Annotated in this window: 9 protein-coding genes; 3 read left to right on the forward strand and 6 right to left on the reverse strand. The window is 42.8% G+C overall.

From position 1 onward, the window contains the following. Nucleotides 1-4 precede the first annotated feature (4 nt). The 3 genes from NQ505_RS10605 to NQ505_RS10615 all read left to right on the forward strand — a co-directional run bounded on the left by NQ505_RS10605 (nucleotide 5) and on the right by NQ505_RS10615 (nucleotide 7,505). On the forward strand, nucleotides 5-976 hold the full coding sequence (locus tag NQ505_RS10605) for a pectinesterase family protein (RefSeq protein WP_032853802.1): 972 nt from the start codon (nucleotides 5-7) through the stop codon (nucleotides 974-976). Between the two features lie 88 nt (nucleotides 977-1,064). Then, nucleotides 1,065-2,804 (forward strand): pectinesterase family protein, encoded by a 1,740-nt coding sequence (locus NQ505_RS10610; protein ID WP_009000413.1) that lies wholly within the window; start codon nucleotides 1,065-1,067, stop codon nucleotides 2,802-2,804. 165 nt (nucleotides 2,805-2,969) lie between these two features. After that, nucleotides 2,970-7,505 carry a two-component regulator propeller domain-containing protein gene (locus tag NQ505_RS10615; protein ID WP_009000414.1) on the forward strand — a complete coding sequence of 1,512 codons (4,536 nt, stop codon included), beginning with the start codon at nucleotides 2,970-2,972 and terminating at the stop codon, nucleotides 7,503-7,505. Between the two features lie 144 nt (nucleotides 7,506-7,649). On the opposite strand, the gene NQ505_RS10620 is transcribed toward NQ505_RS10615, so the two are convergent. The 6 genes from NQ505_RS10620 to NQ505_RS10645 all read right to left on the reverse strand — a co-directional run bounded on the left by NQ505_RS10620 (nucleotide 7,650) and on the right by NQ505_RS10645 (nucleotide 18,059). Next, nucleotides 7,650-9,146 carry a pectate lyase gene (locus NQ505_RS10620; RefSeq protein ID WP_009000415.1) on the reverse strand — a complete coding sequence of 499 codons (1,497 nt, stop codon included), beginning with the start codon at nucleotides 9,144-9,146 and terminating at the stop codon, nucleotides 7,650-7,652. Between the two features lie 35 nt (nucleotides 9,147-9,181). Next, the gene (locus NQ505_RS10625; protein ID WP_009000416.1) at nucleotides 9,182-10,843 is read right to left on the reverse strand and encodes a pectate lyase; all 1,662 of its coding nucleotides are present in this window, start codon (nucleotides 10,841-10,843) and stop codon (nucleotides 9,182-9,184) included. A gap of 31 nt (nucleotides 10,844-10,874) precedes the next feature. Then, nucleotides 10,875-12,452 (reverse strand): pectate lyase, encoded by a 1,578-nt coding sequence (locus tag NQ505_RS10630; RefSeq protein ID WP_009000417.1) that lies wholly within the window; start codon nucleotides 12,450-12,452, stop codon nucleotides 10,875-10,877. A 93-nt stretch (nucleotides 12,453-12,545) separates the two neighbouring features. Continuing rightward, entirely contained in the window at nucleotides 12,546-14,174 is a 1,629-nt protein-coding gene (locus NQ505_RS10635; RefSeq protein ID WP_004324882.1) for a pectinesterase family protein, read from the reverse strand. 84 nt (nucleotides 14,175-14,258) lie between these two features. Continuing rightward, on the reverse strand, nucleotides 14,259-16,136 hold the full coding sequence (locus NQ505_RS10640) for a DUF5123 domain-containing protein (RefSeq protein ID WP_032853804.1): 1,878 nt from the start codon (nucleotides 16,134-16,136) through the stop codon (nucleotides 14,259-14,261). Between the two features lie 15 nt (nucleotides 16,137-16,151). Continuing rightward, entirely contained in the window at nucleotides 16,152-18,059 is a 1,908-nt protein-coding gene (locus NQ505_RS10645) for a RagB/SusD family nutrient uptake outer membrane protein (protein WP_004301514.1), read from the reverse strand. Nucleotides 18,060-18,065 lie beyond the last annotated feature (6 nt).

Raw genomic sequence — 18,065 nt, forward strand, 5'->3', positions numbered from 1 at the left:
AGCGATGAAAAGGACTATTTTGAAAGGAATGATGTGTTTGCTTCTGCTTGGCGTGGGAGCAACATCTGTTTATTCACAGCAACAGCAACGCAAAGACACAATCATTGTGACACGTGACGGGACGGGAGACTATCGTAATATTCAGGAAGCAGTGGAAGCTGTCCGCGCTTTTATGGATTATACGGTAACTATATTTATCAAGAATGGTGTCTATAAAGAAAAACTGGTCATCCCTTCTTGGGTAAAGAATGTTCAACTGGTGGGCGAAAGTGCAGAGAAAACGATTATCACTTATGACGATCATGCCAACATCAATAAGATGGGGACATTTCGTACCTATACAGTAAAAGTAGAGGGAAATGACATTACTTTTAAGGATCTGACGATTGAGAATAATGCGGCTCCATTGGGACAGGCGGTAGCCCTTCATACCGAAGGTGACAGGCTCATGTTTGTCAACTGCCGTTTCCTGGGAAATCAGGATACTATTTATACGGGTTCTGAAGGAACACGGCTCTTATTTACCAATTGTTATATCGAGGGGACTACTGATTTTATTTTTGGTCCCTCAACTGCTCTATTCGAGTATTGTGAGCTTCATAGCAAACGTGATTCATATATCACGGCCGCTTCAACCCCACAAAGTGAAGAATTCGGATATGTCTTCAAGAACTGCAAGTTGACAGCTGCTCCGGACGTGAAAAAAGTATATCTGGGTCGTCCGTGGCGTCCTTATGCCGCAACAGTCTTTATTAATTGTGAGTTTGGCAATCACATCCGCCCCGAAGGATGGCACAACTGGAAGAATCCGGAGAACGAAAAAACGGCTCGTTATGCCGAATTTGGAAATACCGGTGCAGGTGCTGATACGACAGGACGTGTAACGTGGGCCAAACAACTGACGAAGAAGGAAGTAGCGAAGTATACTCCGGAAAACATCTTTAAAGAAAGTAGTAACTGGTATCCTTATAAATGAGAGAAGCAAGGCGAATGATTGCCAGCCCGCTTGTGATTATCAGTTTCAAGCCTTGAAACTATTAGTTGTATTATAATTATAGATAAATATGAAGACACAAAGACATAAAATGTGGGGGCTGCTGGCAGCAGTTTTCATTCTTTTTTCTGCATTTCGTGCGGACAAACCGGTTATCACTATCTTCATGATAGGCGATTCGACCATGGCTAACAAGAAAATAGATGGAGGAAACCCCGAACGTGGTTGGGGAATGGTGCTTCCCGGATTCTTTTCTGAAGATGTACGGATAGACAACCATGCTGCTAACGGACGCAGTTCCAAGAGCTTTATCAGTGAGGGACGTTGGGAAAAAGTGATTTCCAAAGTGAAAAAAGGAGATTATGTCTTTATTCAGTTCGGCCATAACGATGAGAAAGCAGACTCTACCCGTCACACTGATCCGGGGACCACTTTTGATGAGATTCTTCGCCGCTATGTGAATGAAACCCGTGCCAAAGGTGGAATACCGGTATTGTTTAACTCTATCGTCCGTCGTAACTTTGTACAACCAAAGGATGACGTCATTGCAAAAGATGTTCGTCGTACACCGGGAGAAAAGGAACAACCGAAAGAGGGAACCGTTTTATTCGATACACATGGTGCTTATCTGGATGCTCCCCGCAATGTGGCAAAAGAATTGGGAGTGACTTTCATTGATATGAATAAAATCACTCACGACCTGGTGCAAGGACTTGGACCCATAGAATCTAAGAAATTATTTATGTTTGTCGAGCCCAATCAGGTGCCTGCCTTCCCGAAAGGCCGTGAAGACAATACTCACTTGAATGTATACGGAGCACGAACCATTGCCGGATTGGCGGTGGATGCCATTGGCAAGGAAATTCCGGAACTGGCGAAATATATCCGTCATAACGATTATGTAGTGGCTCAAGATGGTAGCGGTGATTTCTTTACTGTGCAGGAAGCAATCAATGCAGTTCCTGATTTCCGCAAAGAAGTGCGTACCACGATTCTGGTTCGTAAGGGTACCTATAAAGAAAAACTGATTATCCCTGAATCCAAAATCAATATTTCTCTGATTGGAGAAGAAGGTGTGGTATTGACTTATGATGGTTTTGCCAACAAGAAAAATGTATTCGGTGAGAACATGGGAACTTCCGGTTCGTCCAGCTGTTACATCTACGCTCCCGATTTTTATGCAGAAAACATCACCTTCGAGAATTCATCAGGTCCCGTAGGACAGGCAGTTGCCTGCTTTGTATCTGCCGACCGTGCCTTTTTTAAGAACTGCCGTTTCCTCGGCTTCCAGGATACTCTCTATACATACGGGAAGCAAAGCCGCCAATATTACGAAGATTGTTACATTGAAGGAACAGTCGATTTTATTTTCGGATGGTCTACCGCTGTTTTCAATCGCTGCCACATTCATAGCAAGCGCGACGGTTATGTCACTGCTCCTTCTACCGATAAAGGGAAAAAGTACGGCTATGTCTTCTACGATTGCCGGTTGACGGCTGATGCGGAAGCTACAAAGGTCTATTTGTCACGTCCCTGGCGTCCGTATGCACAGGCTGTATTTATTCGCTGCGAACTGGGGAAACATATTCTTCCTGTTGGCTGGAATAATTGGGGTAAGAAAGAAAACGAAAAGACAGTCTTCTATGCCGAATATGAGAGCTGGGGCGAAGGAGCCAATCCGAAAGCGCGTGCCGCTTTCTCCCAACAACTGAAAAACCTGCAAGGATACGAGATTACGACTGTACTGGCAGGCGAAGATGGATGGAATCCGGTAGCGGACGGAAACAAACTGATAACAGTGAAACGTTGACTTGACGAATTTGTAAAGAAATGAATTACTAAGCAAAAAACAATGGATATATAAAAGACAATAGATCACTTGTCCTATAGAATGGCTCGATTCTGTTAAATAGCCGCTAAAGATTGCATAAAAGTACAACTATTTTTCTATCTTTACGGCACAGAACCGAGTTATATGATGAAGAAAACCTTAATTTCAGTAATTCTTTTGCTAGCTATTGTGTTCTCGACACATGCGCAGCAGCACTGTTTTTTCACCCACTATTCTACTGAAGATGGATTGTCCCAAAATACGGTGATGAACATCTTGCAAGATCACAAAGACAACCTTTGGTTTGCCACTTGGGATGGAATCAACCGTTTCAACGGTTATACCTTCAAAACATATAAGGCCCGTCAGGGAAACTACATCAGTCTGACCAATAATCGCGTAGACCGTATCTATGAAGACCGTTACGGTTTTTTGTGGCTACTGACTTATGATAATCGTGTTCATCGTTTCGACCCGAAGACGGAAACTTTCGAACAAGTACCTGCTGCCGGAGAGGAGGGGAGTGCTTTTAATGTACATACCATTGAGGTGATGCCGAACGGAACCGTCTGGCTGCTGACAGAAAATGACGGAGCCATCCGCATCCTAACTCATCCGAATGAGAATAATCGTCTGACATGGGATATTTATTCCAGTAAGACGGAACTGTTTCCCTCTTTGCATGTATTCAAAGTACATCAGGATAAAGCAGGCAATGACTGGCTGTTGACGGATAACGGCCTCGGCATGATCCGCCCCGGAAAGAAAGAACCGGATTCCTATTTTACGGAGACAAAAGGGAAGTTTGGCGGCATGAACCAAGCCTTCTATGCAGTACAGGAGCGGGATAAGGACATTTGCTTTGCTTCGGATCATGGACGTATCTGGTCTTATCAGAAAGATAGCGGAGAATTTACGTTGATCGAACTTCCTACAAAAGGGCAGATCACTTCCATTCACCCCGTTGCACCGGACGTTTCTGTAATTACTACCGATTCGGATGGTTTCTTTACTTATAACCTGCGGACCAAAACAAATGTGCATTATTCATTTTTGACTTGTAAGGCTTTACCCGCAAAACCAATCCTTTCTGCTTATGTAGACCGTTCTTCGGAAGTGTGGTTCGAGCAGGAAGAACCGGGTGTTGTAGCCCATTTTAATCCCTCGACCGGAGTGGTGACCCGTGAACAGATTCTTATTGAATACAGTAATCCCGAACGTTCCCGTCCGGCCTTCCATATCCATGAAGATGTAAACGGGTATCTTTGGGTACACCCTTACGGAGGAGGTTTCTCTTACTTCGATCCTCAAAAAAAACGGTTGGTTCCTTTCTATAACGGACTGGGTAGCCGTGACTGGCGCTTCTCCAATAAGATTCATTCGGCTTTCTCCGACAAACAAGGTAATTTATGGCTTTGCACCCACTCCAAGGGATTGGAGAAGGTGACTTATCGGAATGTACCTTTTGCGATGATGACTCCCATGCCGCATGAACATGAATCATTGCATAATGAGGTGCGTGCCCTGTGCGAAGACAAACTGGGTAATCTGTGGGTTGGCTTAAAAGATGGCATGCTTCGTATGTATGATGCCGATAAAACTTATAAAGGATACCTGACCGAAAGCGGTATCGTTTCTACTACTGGTACTCCCATGTTGGGAACTGTTTATTTTGTTATTCAGGATTCGAAAGGAATCATCTGGATTGCAACAAAAGGAGACGGACTTGTCCGTGCCGAGCCGACTTCTTCCAACGGAATGTCTTATAAACTGACCCGTTATCTTCATCGTGAAGAGGATATGTACAGTTTGAGCGATAATAATGTGTATTGTATCTATGAAGATCATTATGGTCGTATTTGGGTAGCTACTTTTGCCGGAGGTATCAATTATATCACGCAGAATGAAGCAGGAAAGACATTGTTTATCAATCACCGGAATAATCTGAAAGGGTATCCGATTGATCCTTGCTACAAAGCGCGTTTCATTACTTCCGATAATAATGGACTCCTGTGGGTAGGTACAACTACGGGAGCTGTTGCTTTTGATGAGAACTTTAAGAAACCGGAGGATGTGCAGTTTTATCATTTCTCCCGTATGCCGAACGATACGCAAAGTCTGAGTAATAATGATGTCCATTGGATTATTTCCACTAAGAAAAAGGAACTGTATCTGGCTACTTTCGGTGGGGGACTCAACAAACTGATATCTATCAGTAAGGACGGCCACGGAGAGTTCAAATCATATTCCGTACTGGACGGTCTTCCTTCCGACGTCTTGCTTTCTGCCCGCGAAGATAGTAAGGAGAATTTATGGATTAGTACGGAGAATGGAATTTGTAAATTTATCCCGTCTGAAGAACGTTTTGAAAGTTACGACGAACGTAGTATTACTTTCCCAGTGCGCTTTAGTGAAGCGGCTTCCACATTGACGGCTAAAGGAAGTATGCTTTTCGGTGCCAGTGGGGGAGTCTTTATATTTAATCCCGACTCTATTCGTAAGAGTAGCTATATCCCACCTATCGTATTCTCCAAACTGATGGTGACTAATGAGGATATTACGCCCGGAGATAACTCCTTGTTGAAGGTGGATATTGACGATACCGACCCATTGGTGCTCTCACACAAAGAGAATATTTTCTCCGTTCACTTCGCTGCACTCGATTATACCAATCCGCAGAATATACAGTATGCTTATATTCTCGACGGATTTGAGAAACAGTGGACTTTTGCCGACAAGCAGCGTAGTGTGACTTATACGAATCTTCCGAAAGGAGAGTATGTGCTCCGTGTTCGTTCAACGAATAGTGATGGTGTGTGGGTGGATAATGAACGTATACTGAACATTGTTATTCTGCCTTCTTTCTGGGAGACGCCGGTAGCTTATGTGCTTTATGTTCTTTTTATTCTGATTATTATTCTCGTAGCCGTTTATATCCTGTTTACTATTTATCGGTTGAAGCATGAAGTTTCGGTCGAACAGCAGATTTCAGATATAAAACTGCGTTTCTTTACTAACATATCGCATGAGTTGCGTACTCCGCTTACGTTGATAGCCGGTCCGGTGGAGCAGGTCTTGAAGAATGATAAATTGCCGGCTGATGCTCGCGAACAGTTAGTGGTGGTTGAACGGAACACCAATCGGATGCTCCGTCTTGTCAATCAGATTCTGGACTTCCGCAAGATTCAGAATAAGAAGATGAAGATGCAGGTGCAGCGGGTGGATATTGTACCTTTCGTCCGTAAGGTGATGGAAAATTTTGAAGCTGTGGCCGAGGAACATCGGATTGATTTCCTGTTCCAGACCGAAAAGGAACATCTTTATCTTTGGGTGGATGCCGATAAGCTGGAAAAGATTGTATTCAATTTGCTTTCCAATGCATTTAAATATACGCCGAATGGCAAGATGATTACGATGTTTATCCGGGAAGATGAAAAGATGGTTTCTATCGGTGTGCAAGATCAGGGTATCGGTATCGCGGAAAACAAAAAGAAGTCACTGTTTGTCCGTTTTGAGAATCTGGTAGATAAGAATCTTTTCAATCAGGCTAGTACGGGTATCGGACTTTCATTGGTGAAAGAGTTGGTGGAAATGCATAAAGCGACTATTTCCGTTGATAGTCATTTGGGAGAAGGGAGTTGCTTCAAAGTCGATTTCCTCAAGGGAAAAGAACATTACGATAAGGAAGCCGAGTTTATTCTGGAAGATGCGGATGCTCCGGCAAGAATGGGACAGGTAGTGGATATTGCCAATTCTTCCATTCAGTCTGAAACGTTGGTAAGCGATGATTCGGAGAAGATTGATGATGTGTATGGGGAAGAATTTGCGAAAGAAGAGAACTCCAAAGAATTGATGCTGTTAGTCGAAGATAATCAGGAGTTACGTGAATTCTTGCGCAGTATATTTTCTCCGATGTACCGGGTGGTGGAAGCTGCTGACGGTAAGGAGGGGGCAAGCAAGGCTTTGAAGTACCTGCCGGATATTATCATCAGTGACGTGATGATGCCTGAAAAAGACGGTATCGAAATGACGCGTGAACTGCGTGCGGATATGACGACCAGCCATATACCTATCATTTTGCTTACTGCCAAAACTACGATTGAAAGCAAACTGGAGGGATTGGAATATGGTGCGGATGATTATATAACGAAGCCTTTCAGTGCTACCTATCTGCAAGCACGTGTGGAAAATCTGTTGATGCAGCGTAAGAAACTGCAAAGTTTCTACCGGGATAGTCTGATGCATATCAATATTTCTACCGGTCAGGAGGAAGTGCCTGTGGCTACGGATATGCCGTCTGCTGAAGAAGATGTGTCCGAAACTCCACCTACAACTCTCGAAATGTCTCCCAACGACCGTAAGTTTATGGATAAATTGGTTGAATTGATGGAGCAGAACATGGATAATGGAGAACTGGTGGTAGATGATTTGGTTCGGGAACTGGCTGTCAGCCGTTCTGTCTTCTTCAAGAAGCTGAAAACACTTACCGGATTGGCTCCGATTGAATTTATCAAAGAAATGCGTATCAAGCGGGCTACACAATTAATAGAAACCGGAGAATTTAATATGACCCAGATTTCGTATATGGTCGGCATTAATGATCCGCGTTATTTCAGTAAATGCTTTAAAGCACAGGTTGGAATGACGCCTACAGAGTATCGGGATAGAGTGGGGAGATAATAATAGGAAAGGAAAGAAATAGAAAGGGGGATGTTCAAAGCTCCCCTTTTATCGAAATCACCCTCACTACAACTATCTGTGGCGAGGGTGATTTTTTGTTTATGAGAGTTCCGATACATTTACCCTCATCTTGGTTATCCGAAATTATTTTTTAGGGTATAGATGATTCACAAGGCTGTTCATATACATTTCCAGGTTTGTATATTCCGGGCTTAATGTATATTTGGCTCCGTCTGAAGGATCATTGGGATTAAGGTTGTGTTTCTTTTCCCATTCATCGGGAATACCATCACCATCTGTATCAACAAGTGCTGTTTCTGATTTATATTCCGGCCATCCTCCTACATCAGACGGTTGGTCAATCATTCCATTCGTGCTTCCGTGAGAACCTTCGTAAGTATAAGTGCCTTTGAGAGTTTCATCTACGATGCGTTGGTCTATGGCGTCACGGCGATATGAAGCACCGGCAAACTCGAGAACATCTTTGTAGGCTTTCTTGGCAGGTTGCAAAGAAGTATGTTCGGCTATGTCAAATGCTTTTTTAGACAGTACTTCCTTTTCTGTGGCAAAGTCCTTTTTGATAACCAGTCCGTAAGAGTTATCCATATTCACTTTATAAAGAGCCTCTTTCTGCTTATCGGTCAGTTTGGGACAGGTAGGATCCATATAGTTACCTTTGAAATAGAATACACCATGAACACCTGCTTTATTGTTGTTTTTGCCATCATCGGCATACGCTGTAAACAAGCGTTTGAAAGAACCTTTTGTCGCACTGAAAGGTCCCGGTTTATAGTAGTTATTAATAAAGTTGTAGGAACCTCCTTCACCAGCATAAGCACCGTCACTGCCATAATTATAAATCACATTATTGAATAATTCCACTTTTTCATCTTCCGGACGACCCGTATAACGGCTTCCGCAAAGACGGGGTGTGCGGTTAGTGTGATGGGCGAGTAAGTTATGGTGAAAAGTAGCAGGCTGTCCACCCCAGATACCTCCATAACCATGCGCTCCCTTTTCGTGGATAGAATTGGCGAGACTTTCACTGATGATGCACCATTGAAGAGTGAAATTACGGTTATCATAGAATGTGGCACATTCGTCCGTACACCAGCTCATGGAGCAGTGGTCTATGATAATGTTTTGGTGCGCTTTTGTACCATTCATTGCGTCGTCACCTTTTTGTTTGATGTCGACTCCCATACGGGAACGGATGAAACGGATGATTACATTGTCTGCCTGAATAGAGAATGTATAGTTTTTCAGGCAAATGCCATCACCCGGAGCTGTCTGTCCTGCAATGGTCACATCACCATTGCTGAGTTTTAATGCTTTTTGTAATTCAATAATTCCGCTAACCGCAAAGACAATGGTGCGGGGACCTTTCTTGCTGATAGCCCAGCGAAGTGTTCCTTCCGAACCGTCGTCTGCCAGGGAAGTAACAGTGTATACAGCACCTCCGGCACCACCGGTGGTATATTTTCCTGCTCCGTCGGCACCGGGGAAGGCGAGAACTTTGGAACGATCCGGGGTAGGATAGTCCTTTGATGTTTTTTCAACCGAAATGGCAGGTTGCATGGCTTGTCCCACTAGAGGAAAAGCCAATATCAAACTACAGATTGCTAATATATTCTTTTTCATTACTAATTTATCATTTGGGTTCGAATTTACTAAAATTATTCTATAACACTGCCACCTGTCGCACCATTTACCATGATTTCGTGCACCAGACTATTGAGATACATTTCCAGATTAGTGTACTTTCCATTTTTGTCAATAGTCGTTTCTTTTCCATCAGCAGATTTCTTGGGATTCAAACCATATTCTTCTTCCCAGTAGTCGGGAATACCGTCACCGTCCGTATCTTTCACGTTTGCATTGGTTACAGATTTCAGAACATCGTAGGGATCATTTACGCCTAAGGCTGTGCAGACATCTTTCGGGTCGTTGATATATCCACTTTTGTTTTGTGAGTAGCCGGAAAGACCTTCCCATTTGCTGGCATCTCCCGTGCAACTTGCTTTTCTGTTTTTAACGTCACTAATTATCAACTCGTCAACTTTATCACGATAGTTGCTGGCTCCTGCATAGCTCATCACACGTTCATAAGCCTCATCCGGCGTATGAGTTCTTACATTTCCTGCCTTAACTACCGGTGAATTTGACTTTATCTGGGTATGTTGGTTCCAAAGCTCCGTAGTTGCACAGTTTTTTTCATCCATTTGTTCAAATACGCCTTTTGTCCAGTTATCATTGCTAACAGTCGTATTGCCTACCACTTTATTTCCGTCGATATAAAACTTTCCCCAAGTTTGAAGCCATTTTTTGTAGGCTTCGCCAGAGTAATTTTCCGGATATACATCTGGCTTCGCGATACGGTATGCGCGGTCTGCTTTACCACTTTCATCGGTTCCGGGGCCTGGCTTGTAGTAGTTGTTAACGATATTCACGTGTTGCGCTTCACCACCGTAGCAGCCTTCGCCTCCCCAATTGTAGTAAACATTGTTGCGCATATCCACTCGCTCTCCATCGTTGTTGTTCAGTGCTAATGTAGTATATCGGGGACCAAGGCGTGGAACACGGCTTTCGCAATGGGCTATCAGGTTATGGTGGTAAGAGGCATAGTTTCCTCCCCAGTTACCGCCATATCCGTGAGAAGCGAATTTGCCTGTGGCAGCATTGATCTTTACATCAGTCACACGTAAGGCTTGATAAGCTAAACACCATTGTACGGTAGAATTTTGCATACCATAGACAGAAAGGCATTCATCGCTTCCCCAGCTTACTGAACAATGGTCGATGATTACATTTTGTTTGTCACAACCTCCTAATCCGTCGCAGTCTACGTTAGAGTTTCCGGGGCGGAAACGGATGAAACGAATGATGATATTGCTGGAATTAATCGTAAATGGATAATTGGCGATACAGATACCGCCCGGTGATGTTTGTCCGGCAATGGTCAGATCATCTTTCTGGGTTTTTAATTCCGATTTCAAATAGATGGTACCCGACACATCAAATACAATCGTTTTAGGACCGTCTTGTTTCATAGCCCAGCGCAGACTTCCGCTGATACTTCCACTGGCGTCGTCTTCGAGGCTAGTCACATGATAAACTTTTCCCCCACGTCCTCCGGTGGTATTGCGACCGTGACCTTCGGCGTATGGGAAAGCAAGAAGTTCTCCATAATCCAGTTGCTTGACATCAGAAGATGTCCCACCTGGATTATTTGTTCCTCCACCTGTATCATCTACAGGATCGTCGGAAGAGCATGAAGTACATAATCCTGCGATGCTGAATGCAATAGCTACATAAAATAGAGATATTTTCTGCTTCATTATCTTTTAACTGTTTGGGGATATAGACGATTTATTTGTTGAGATACAACGTTTCTACCAGACTGTTGAGGTAAACCTCCAGATTGGTATACGTTTTACTTAGAGTATATTTGGCACCATCGGCCTTACTTTTGGGGTTCAAACCGTTGGCAGTTTCCCATTCATCAGGGATGCCGTCGCCGTCGGTGTCTTTCGGACCGGTTTCCTTTTTATATTCCGGCCAGCCACCTACATCGCTGGCTTTATCAATAAGTCCCTTTTCACTGCCATTACTGCCGTCTGCCGTATAATCTCCGTTGCGAACGTTGGCTATGATGCGTTTATCGACATCATCATATTTTAAGGAAGCACCGGCATACTTTAATACTGATTCATAAGCTTCTTTTGCCGATTGAGTGAATTCGGATGCATCTTCGGAAATGGTAAATTCGTTACTTGACTGAAGTGCTTTTTCTCCTCCATCGGGTAAAGGAACGGCTTCTGTTGCATTGGGGTGTAACCCTTGCCAGTTGTCATTGTTTACAGAAGTAAGCAGAGATTGATATTCGGCTTTCAATTCAGGACATGTGCCATCAAAATAGTTTCCTTTCAGATAAAAAGTACCCCATATACCTTTGGTGTTTTTATTTGTACCGTCATCACCGTTAGGTTGGAAGATACGGTTTACAATATTTTTCTTGGTATTGGTAACTGGTCCGGGCTTGTAGTAGTTGTTCACGAAATTATAGCTTCCTCCTTCTCCTGCATAGCCACCATTGGTCGGTCCCCAGTTATAGAAAACATTATTTCGTAAATCGACTTTTTCATTTTCCGGTTTCCCTGTATAGCGGCTACCGCATAAACGTGGTGTACGGCTACTGTGGTGGGCTAATAAATTGTGGTGGAATGTAGCGGGTGATCCTCCCCATATTCCTCCGTAACCGTGATTACCTTTGGTGTGTACCGAACGATTCAAACTTTCGCTGATGATACACCATTGCATGGTAAAGTTAGTGTTATCGTAGAAAGAAGCACATTCATCAGTGCTCCAACTCATCGAACAATGGTCAATGATAATATTTTTATGTTGCTTTCCCCACAATGCATCACCACTGTCGGCTTCTGCTTCTGTTGTAAAGTTGTCCGATCCCATGCGGAAACGCATGAAACGGATGATTACGTTGTCCGCCTGTACGGATACGGGATGTCCTTTCAGGCAAATACCGTCACCCGGTGCACTCTGGCCGGCAATCGTTACATCTCCGTTGGTTATCTTCAAGGGGCTTTTCAGTTCTATCAATCCACTTACTGCAAATACGATCGTGCGCTTTCCCGTGCGATTTAATGCGTAGCGTAGTGTCCCTTGTGTTGTGTTATCTTCAAGCGAAGTTACTGTATACACTTCTCCGCCTGCTCCGCCGGTAGTATAACGACCTGCACCGTAAGCACTCGGAAAGGCATAACGCGTTTCGGCAGGTGTCTCTTCTTCACCACCTTCGTTCTCATTACCACCGTTACCGGTATTCTGTCCCGGTGTTTCATCAGTGATACTTGGGTCTTCGCTGCTGCAAGCAACCGATAGGTTGATTACACAGAAGCACAATAATCCCATTTTAATAGATTTGAGCATACAAATTATCTTTTAAAAAAATAGAGTTCTTTGTCTCATACATTATATTTGCTGATGATGTGACAAAGAACTCTTTATTAAATCTTATAGGTTTTATTCGCTTACTGTACCGTACTGGCTTACAGTTTTCACTGTATAAATATTGCTTTCGTCAGTGTTGGTCAGTGTAACGGTAGTGTCTGTAGTTTGCCCTGCATAGTTACCATTCATAAAGATGAGGTAACCGGCAGCACCGGATACTGCATCCCATGTCAGAGTGTTTCCCGACAGATTGACATTGGTAGGTGCTGCAAGGGGAGTTTCCATATACTCTTTCGGGTTCCAGCTGTCAATAGTTATTATATTCTCATATGTATATTTAGCAGCTTCGGATGCTGTTAGCACTGAACTCGTGAAGGAAACGTTTCCGGAGGTGATTGTTTTACTTTCTGCAATCATATTTCCATTCTTGTCGATAGTGTTATATTCAGCATATAGTGTAGGTATTTGTCCACCATATCCCCAGTGTGAATCTATAATATCCATTTTCAACTTGGTGTTGATCCAGACAGTTTTCGTGGTTGTTGCTTGGGAACGTCCGAATGAGAATTTTGTATCATCACCGTTTACCGTACAATCTTTTATAACATATCCGTATTTATCGCTTTCACTGGTACGCGAAGCAGTTATAACGCTACCACCGTCATTGCCTGTATTATAGAATGTACTGTTTTCGATAAGTACATCGCCACTTCCCCAGATATAATCTGTATGGCCTTCAATCCATGAGTTATAAACGTATGCACGATGAGGGGTTGTATTGTTCCAATAACGGGTCCACCATGTATCCTGGTAGGAGACAAGCAAACAATTATTCAAAGCAAAGCGGTCTTCACGGTTTATCAAGGCTTCTGCCTGTCCGTTTTTACCTAAACCACCAGTGTGACGATTTGAGAATGCACCATAAAGATTGATGATTGAAATGTTTTCAGCATAAAAATCTGTGGCTTCAATCAACACTACTGTGTTTTGCTCTTCACTATATCCGGCTTTGCGGGCTGGTGAGTTTTCGTTGAAAATAGAATAAGGCCATGAGGTAGCATTACTTGAATCATCTACACGGTTTACTGCAAACTGGATTTTAACACCATCGCGGCTCTCACCGATTAAATGAACAAATGGTTTATTCTTATTGATTCGGACACATTCATTATAAGTTCCGTTGGCAATGAAGATTTTATAAGGACTGGTCGGTGGGGTAGTGATGGCGTTGATTGCAGCCTGGAGAGTAGTGTAATCACCATTCCCTTTTGAATCAACAATTGCATCGAATACTTTTCCACCACCCGAAATTTCAGATTTGGCAGTAAAGCTTAAAAAGAAGTCTTCGTCGTAAGCTCTTCCCTGCATATCCGTTAATGCTCCGGCAGGAACTTCGAAAGTACATTCTTTGTTTTCCATACCAGAGAAGGTATAACGTACTTTTTCGTAGTTGATGGATACACGCACTACTCCTCCGTTGAAATAGATTTCTGTATCCGGAGCTTGACGCATGGCTTTGCTGAAAGTCAGTTCTACATATCCGCTCGGACCTACTACATCACCATCATTGATATTCTGTGAAATCAGAACAGGGATGCTTGTATCTTCTGCATCATCGTTGTCATTACAGGAAGCACCTGTAAGAATCAACAAGAACAGAAGTAAGTATTTACTTATTGTATTGATTGAATTTGTATTCATAATATCTGTTGCTTTTTAGAGAAGATTCTCCGTCAAGTAAATGCAAATTCCAGACTTGACGGAAAACCTTGTAGTTTTATTTAGTTATTTGTTCCAACGTTGGTCACCGACTCTGTATTCTTCAGGAACATCTGCTCCAAAAGTCAAATCTTCACTTGAGCCATTAGGGAACAGCTGATCGGAAGTCAGAGGAAGACTAGTATAGTCTTTTCCCCAGTCGGTAGCACCAAATGCAAAGTCAGAAGCCTTATACAAGCCGTTTACGTTTAGAGTTGTAGCTACGGAACTTGTGTTGTAGAAAGGTTTAACTCCACCTTTGGCAAACAGGGTGTTTGATATAGTCATTGTCATGTCTTTTGTATCTCTGCAGAAAGCATCACTTGCTGACATATCATAGAATGTACAATCCTTGATTGTTATTGTACCGGTTTGTCCTGACTTGTGTCTTATGAATTGAGACGCAGAAGCTCCCTTGGATACAATAATAGAAGTGTTGGAAACCACTAAATTGAGAGTTGTTAATGTTACCTTGTCAGAAAGAAGTAATCCATAATGATTGGATGTTGCTGCTCTTCCCAATCCTTTGATGATACAGTCGTCAATAGTAACAGACATAGCATTACTTGTACTTGCATTCATACGAACGATACCACGGATATTGGTAATTGTACACGAGGTAACTTCTATTTCTTTGATGCAACCTGAAGCACCGTTTTGATAAATAAGGGTTGTATTTCCTTCATCGGTAATATTCAGATTATGGAATTCTACTTTATCACATATTCCGCTGGCACCTACGCCCTTTTTAATAGTCATATTAACCTGTCCGTCTTGACTGTCACCCCAGAAAATAAGGTGAGTCACGCCAGCAGCAATGCTTTCTTTTTCTTGTGCAAATCCTTCTGTTCCGGAAACATTGATTAATACTTTTCCTGAAAGATTATCCCAGTTGGCAAGGGCATCTTCCCATGTCATTTCAGTATAACCCGTCGGTTTACCTTTCTTAGTTGTAAAGGTGATACGAGAACATATAGAGCCGTTTGCGAAAGCATAAGCCGTATATTCCGTACTGGAAGCCAAACCTGTGATTGTTACCTTATGTGCAGCAATATCTGCTGGTGATAATTGGGTTCCTGATTCAGGTACTCCTTCGGTAGAAAGAACACAAGCATATTCATCTACATCCACCGTTTCTTCCCATGAGAATACAGCTGAATTTGCTGTTATATCACTGATGGTAGATTCGATTTCCAAACCAGGGATGGTAACAGTCTGTGAACCACGCGGATTATTTCCATTATAAATAGTAATCGTGTATTCAGTGAACGACTTCAAATTTTCAACCCATGCTTCACCTGCGGCAGCTTCTGTTGACGAAATAACACGTGAAGTTGCTTCTGTGGCACCCGTTTCCATGATTTCGAAATGATCGACTGCTAATCCGGCTTCCCATGACATGCGTACTTTTCCTTGACCTTCAGGTAAGTCTTCAGTAGTTGGAATATTCAGGATAGCTTCTTCCTTAACTGAAGCAAAAGTCTTTTTATAATTTACCCAACGAGATTCCTTCTCTCCGGAAATAGACTTGATACGCATATAATAAGTCGTATTTACCGCCAGATTATCCATTGTGTAAGGTGACTGCTTGATCCGGTTGGCAGGATCATTTCCATAAACGATATTTCCATTTTCTTCTGATCCCATTGGAGTCTCGTCAGTCATCTCGTTAGGACTAATCTCGATAATGTAATAGTCGGTATTGGATGTTGAGCTCCAAGTTACTACCGCTCTGGCTATTTTACTGTCTGTTTCTACACTGATTCCGTTTTCATCAGTTCCGAAAGGACGGCTATAGGAAGAGTCAATATCCCAATCACTTTTCTCTGTACACGAAGATACAGCCAAAGAGGCCAGGAGCATGAAAGCTCCCATTCCCAATATATTTTTTATATTCTTCATCATTTTACGATTTTAAGATTAATCCGAATAACCATAAGAGTTATGTAATTTACCGTTTGAGGTAGAGATGGTTGTAGAAGCTATCGGCAATAAATAACGATTCTTCACAGCCTTGTTCAATCCGCCAGAAATACTAGGCAAGTTTACTTTCAGATTCTTTTGCTCCTTGTCACTGGTTTCAGCACCGAAGAAGCTCTTGTTTTCATATTCTCCACCTACTTTAGCTCCAAATACGAGAGAAGTCATATCGATATACATCGGATTGTCCGTGCGATATTTATAGTTCACATACTGTGGATATGTACCATTATACACTGCATTTGTATATTCGTTTTTGAACTCGTCTATTTTTTCGCTCAACAGGTTCCAACGGATTAGATCGAACTTACGAACACCTTCTCCTGCCAGTTCCCATGCATTTTCGTCAACAATTGCATCGAAGAAGTCTTTTCCCATTAGAGCAGTCCATGCAGCATCACGTTTGGTTGCATCGGTGAAAGCACGGTCGTGTACTTCTTTCAGGGCTGCTGTGGCTGTTAATGTACAACCTTCGGCTGTTGCACCCTTACCATAAAGTTCGTTCACAACTTCGGCATACATCAGCAATACTTGCGGATAACGCATTTTCACTACGTTGATACCGGAACAAACTTTCTGATCGCTGGCCAATACAGCTGCGTACCATTCAGAGTTTTCCATCATCTTACGATAATCCCATTTTCCACAATAAAGACCGAAAGGAGCATTTCCTAACATATATTCTTTAAATACTTTGGTGTTTTTGTCTGTAGAAAGTTGTGAAATAGCACAAGTCAGATCGCGGCGGATATCTCCTTCGCCAAATGACAGATAATAAGGAGCAGTCAGTTTCAACTTACCGGATGAGTTACCTTTCGGACCGAATAGGGAACTGGCACCGTTTATACGATATCCGATAGTATATCCTAGCTCACCACTTTTGTTCAGTCCCATTGGAATCTCGAACAGGTTTTCTTGATAAGTCTGATCTAGTTGTCCGATATTTATTAAACGCCAGTATTCTTCTACAGAAGGATTCAGTTTATGTTTTCCTGAACTGACAACAGCTGCCAGATGTTTTTCGGCCAATTCGAATAGTTCTCTACGTTTGGTATCGCTGCAACGTTGAGTAGGATAAGTAGCGTCACTGTTATCTCCGGTGATATATCCGTCTTTAGCTTGTTCGCGGATAGCATATCCGGCACGTGTCATTGCAATGTTAGCCAAGAGAGCGTGAGCATAGCCTTTGCTTACATGTTCGGTTGTATAACCGTCTTCACCAGCCCAAGGTAAATATCCGATAGCTTCCTCGAGTTCGATTATCAATTCATCCATGATATCGTCACGGTCTGCCTTTCCAATGTAAACATTAGATAGGTCGCTGTTGGAAGATTCTGTTTTGAAAGGAATATCACCGAACAAGCGGATCAGATCGAAATAAATCATCGCACGCAATGTCATCGCTTCTGCACGGAATCTCATCATGCTGGTACGGGTTGCTCCTGCTTGTTGTATCAGTTGGCTATTGTTTATACCATCTACTACCAGATTCGCATTCTCAATTACTCCGTACATGGCATCCCATACTTTGGAAAGTTGTGACCATCCCGGATTAGCGTTGTAGTTCATATTACCACGTTCGCTGGACGTGTTGCTTGCATCCGTACCCAAACCGTCAATCAGTTCACAGTCGGTATTGGTTCCGGCAATGATAGGCAGGAAGTTAGAATAAGTCTGGTCTTGCGTCAGGCTGCCGTAAACTTTATTAAGTGCCAATTCTGTATAATAGGCATTATTAAAAGTTGATTCATTATCCAATTCAGACGGTGAGGTCTGATTCAGGAAGTCCGAACAGGAAGACAGGGCAATTAACCCCAGCCCCAGGAATAATGTCTTATATATTTTCATACGATC

This window comes from Bacteroides sp. D2, from assembly GCF_025147085.1.
Classification (GTDB): domain Bacteria; phylum Bacteroidota; class Bacteroidia; order Bacteroidales; family Bacteroidaceae; genus Bacteroides.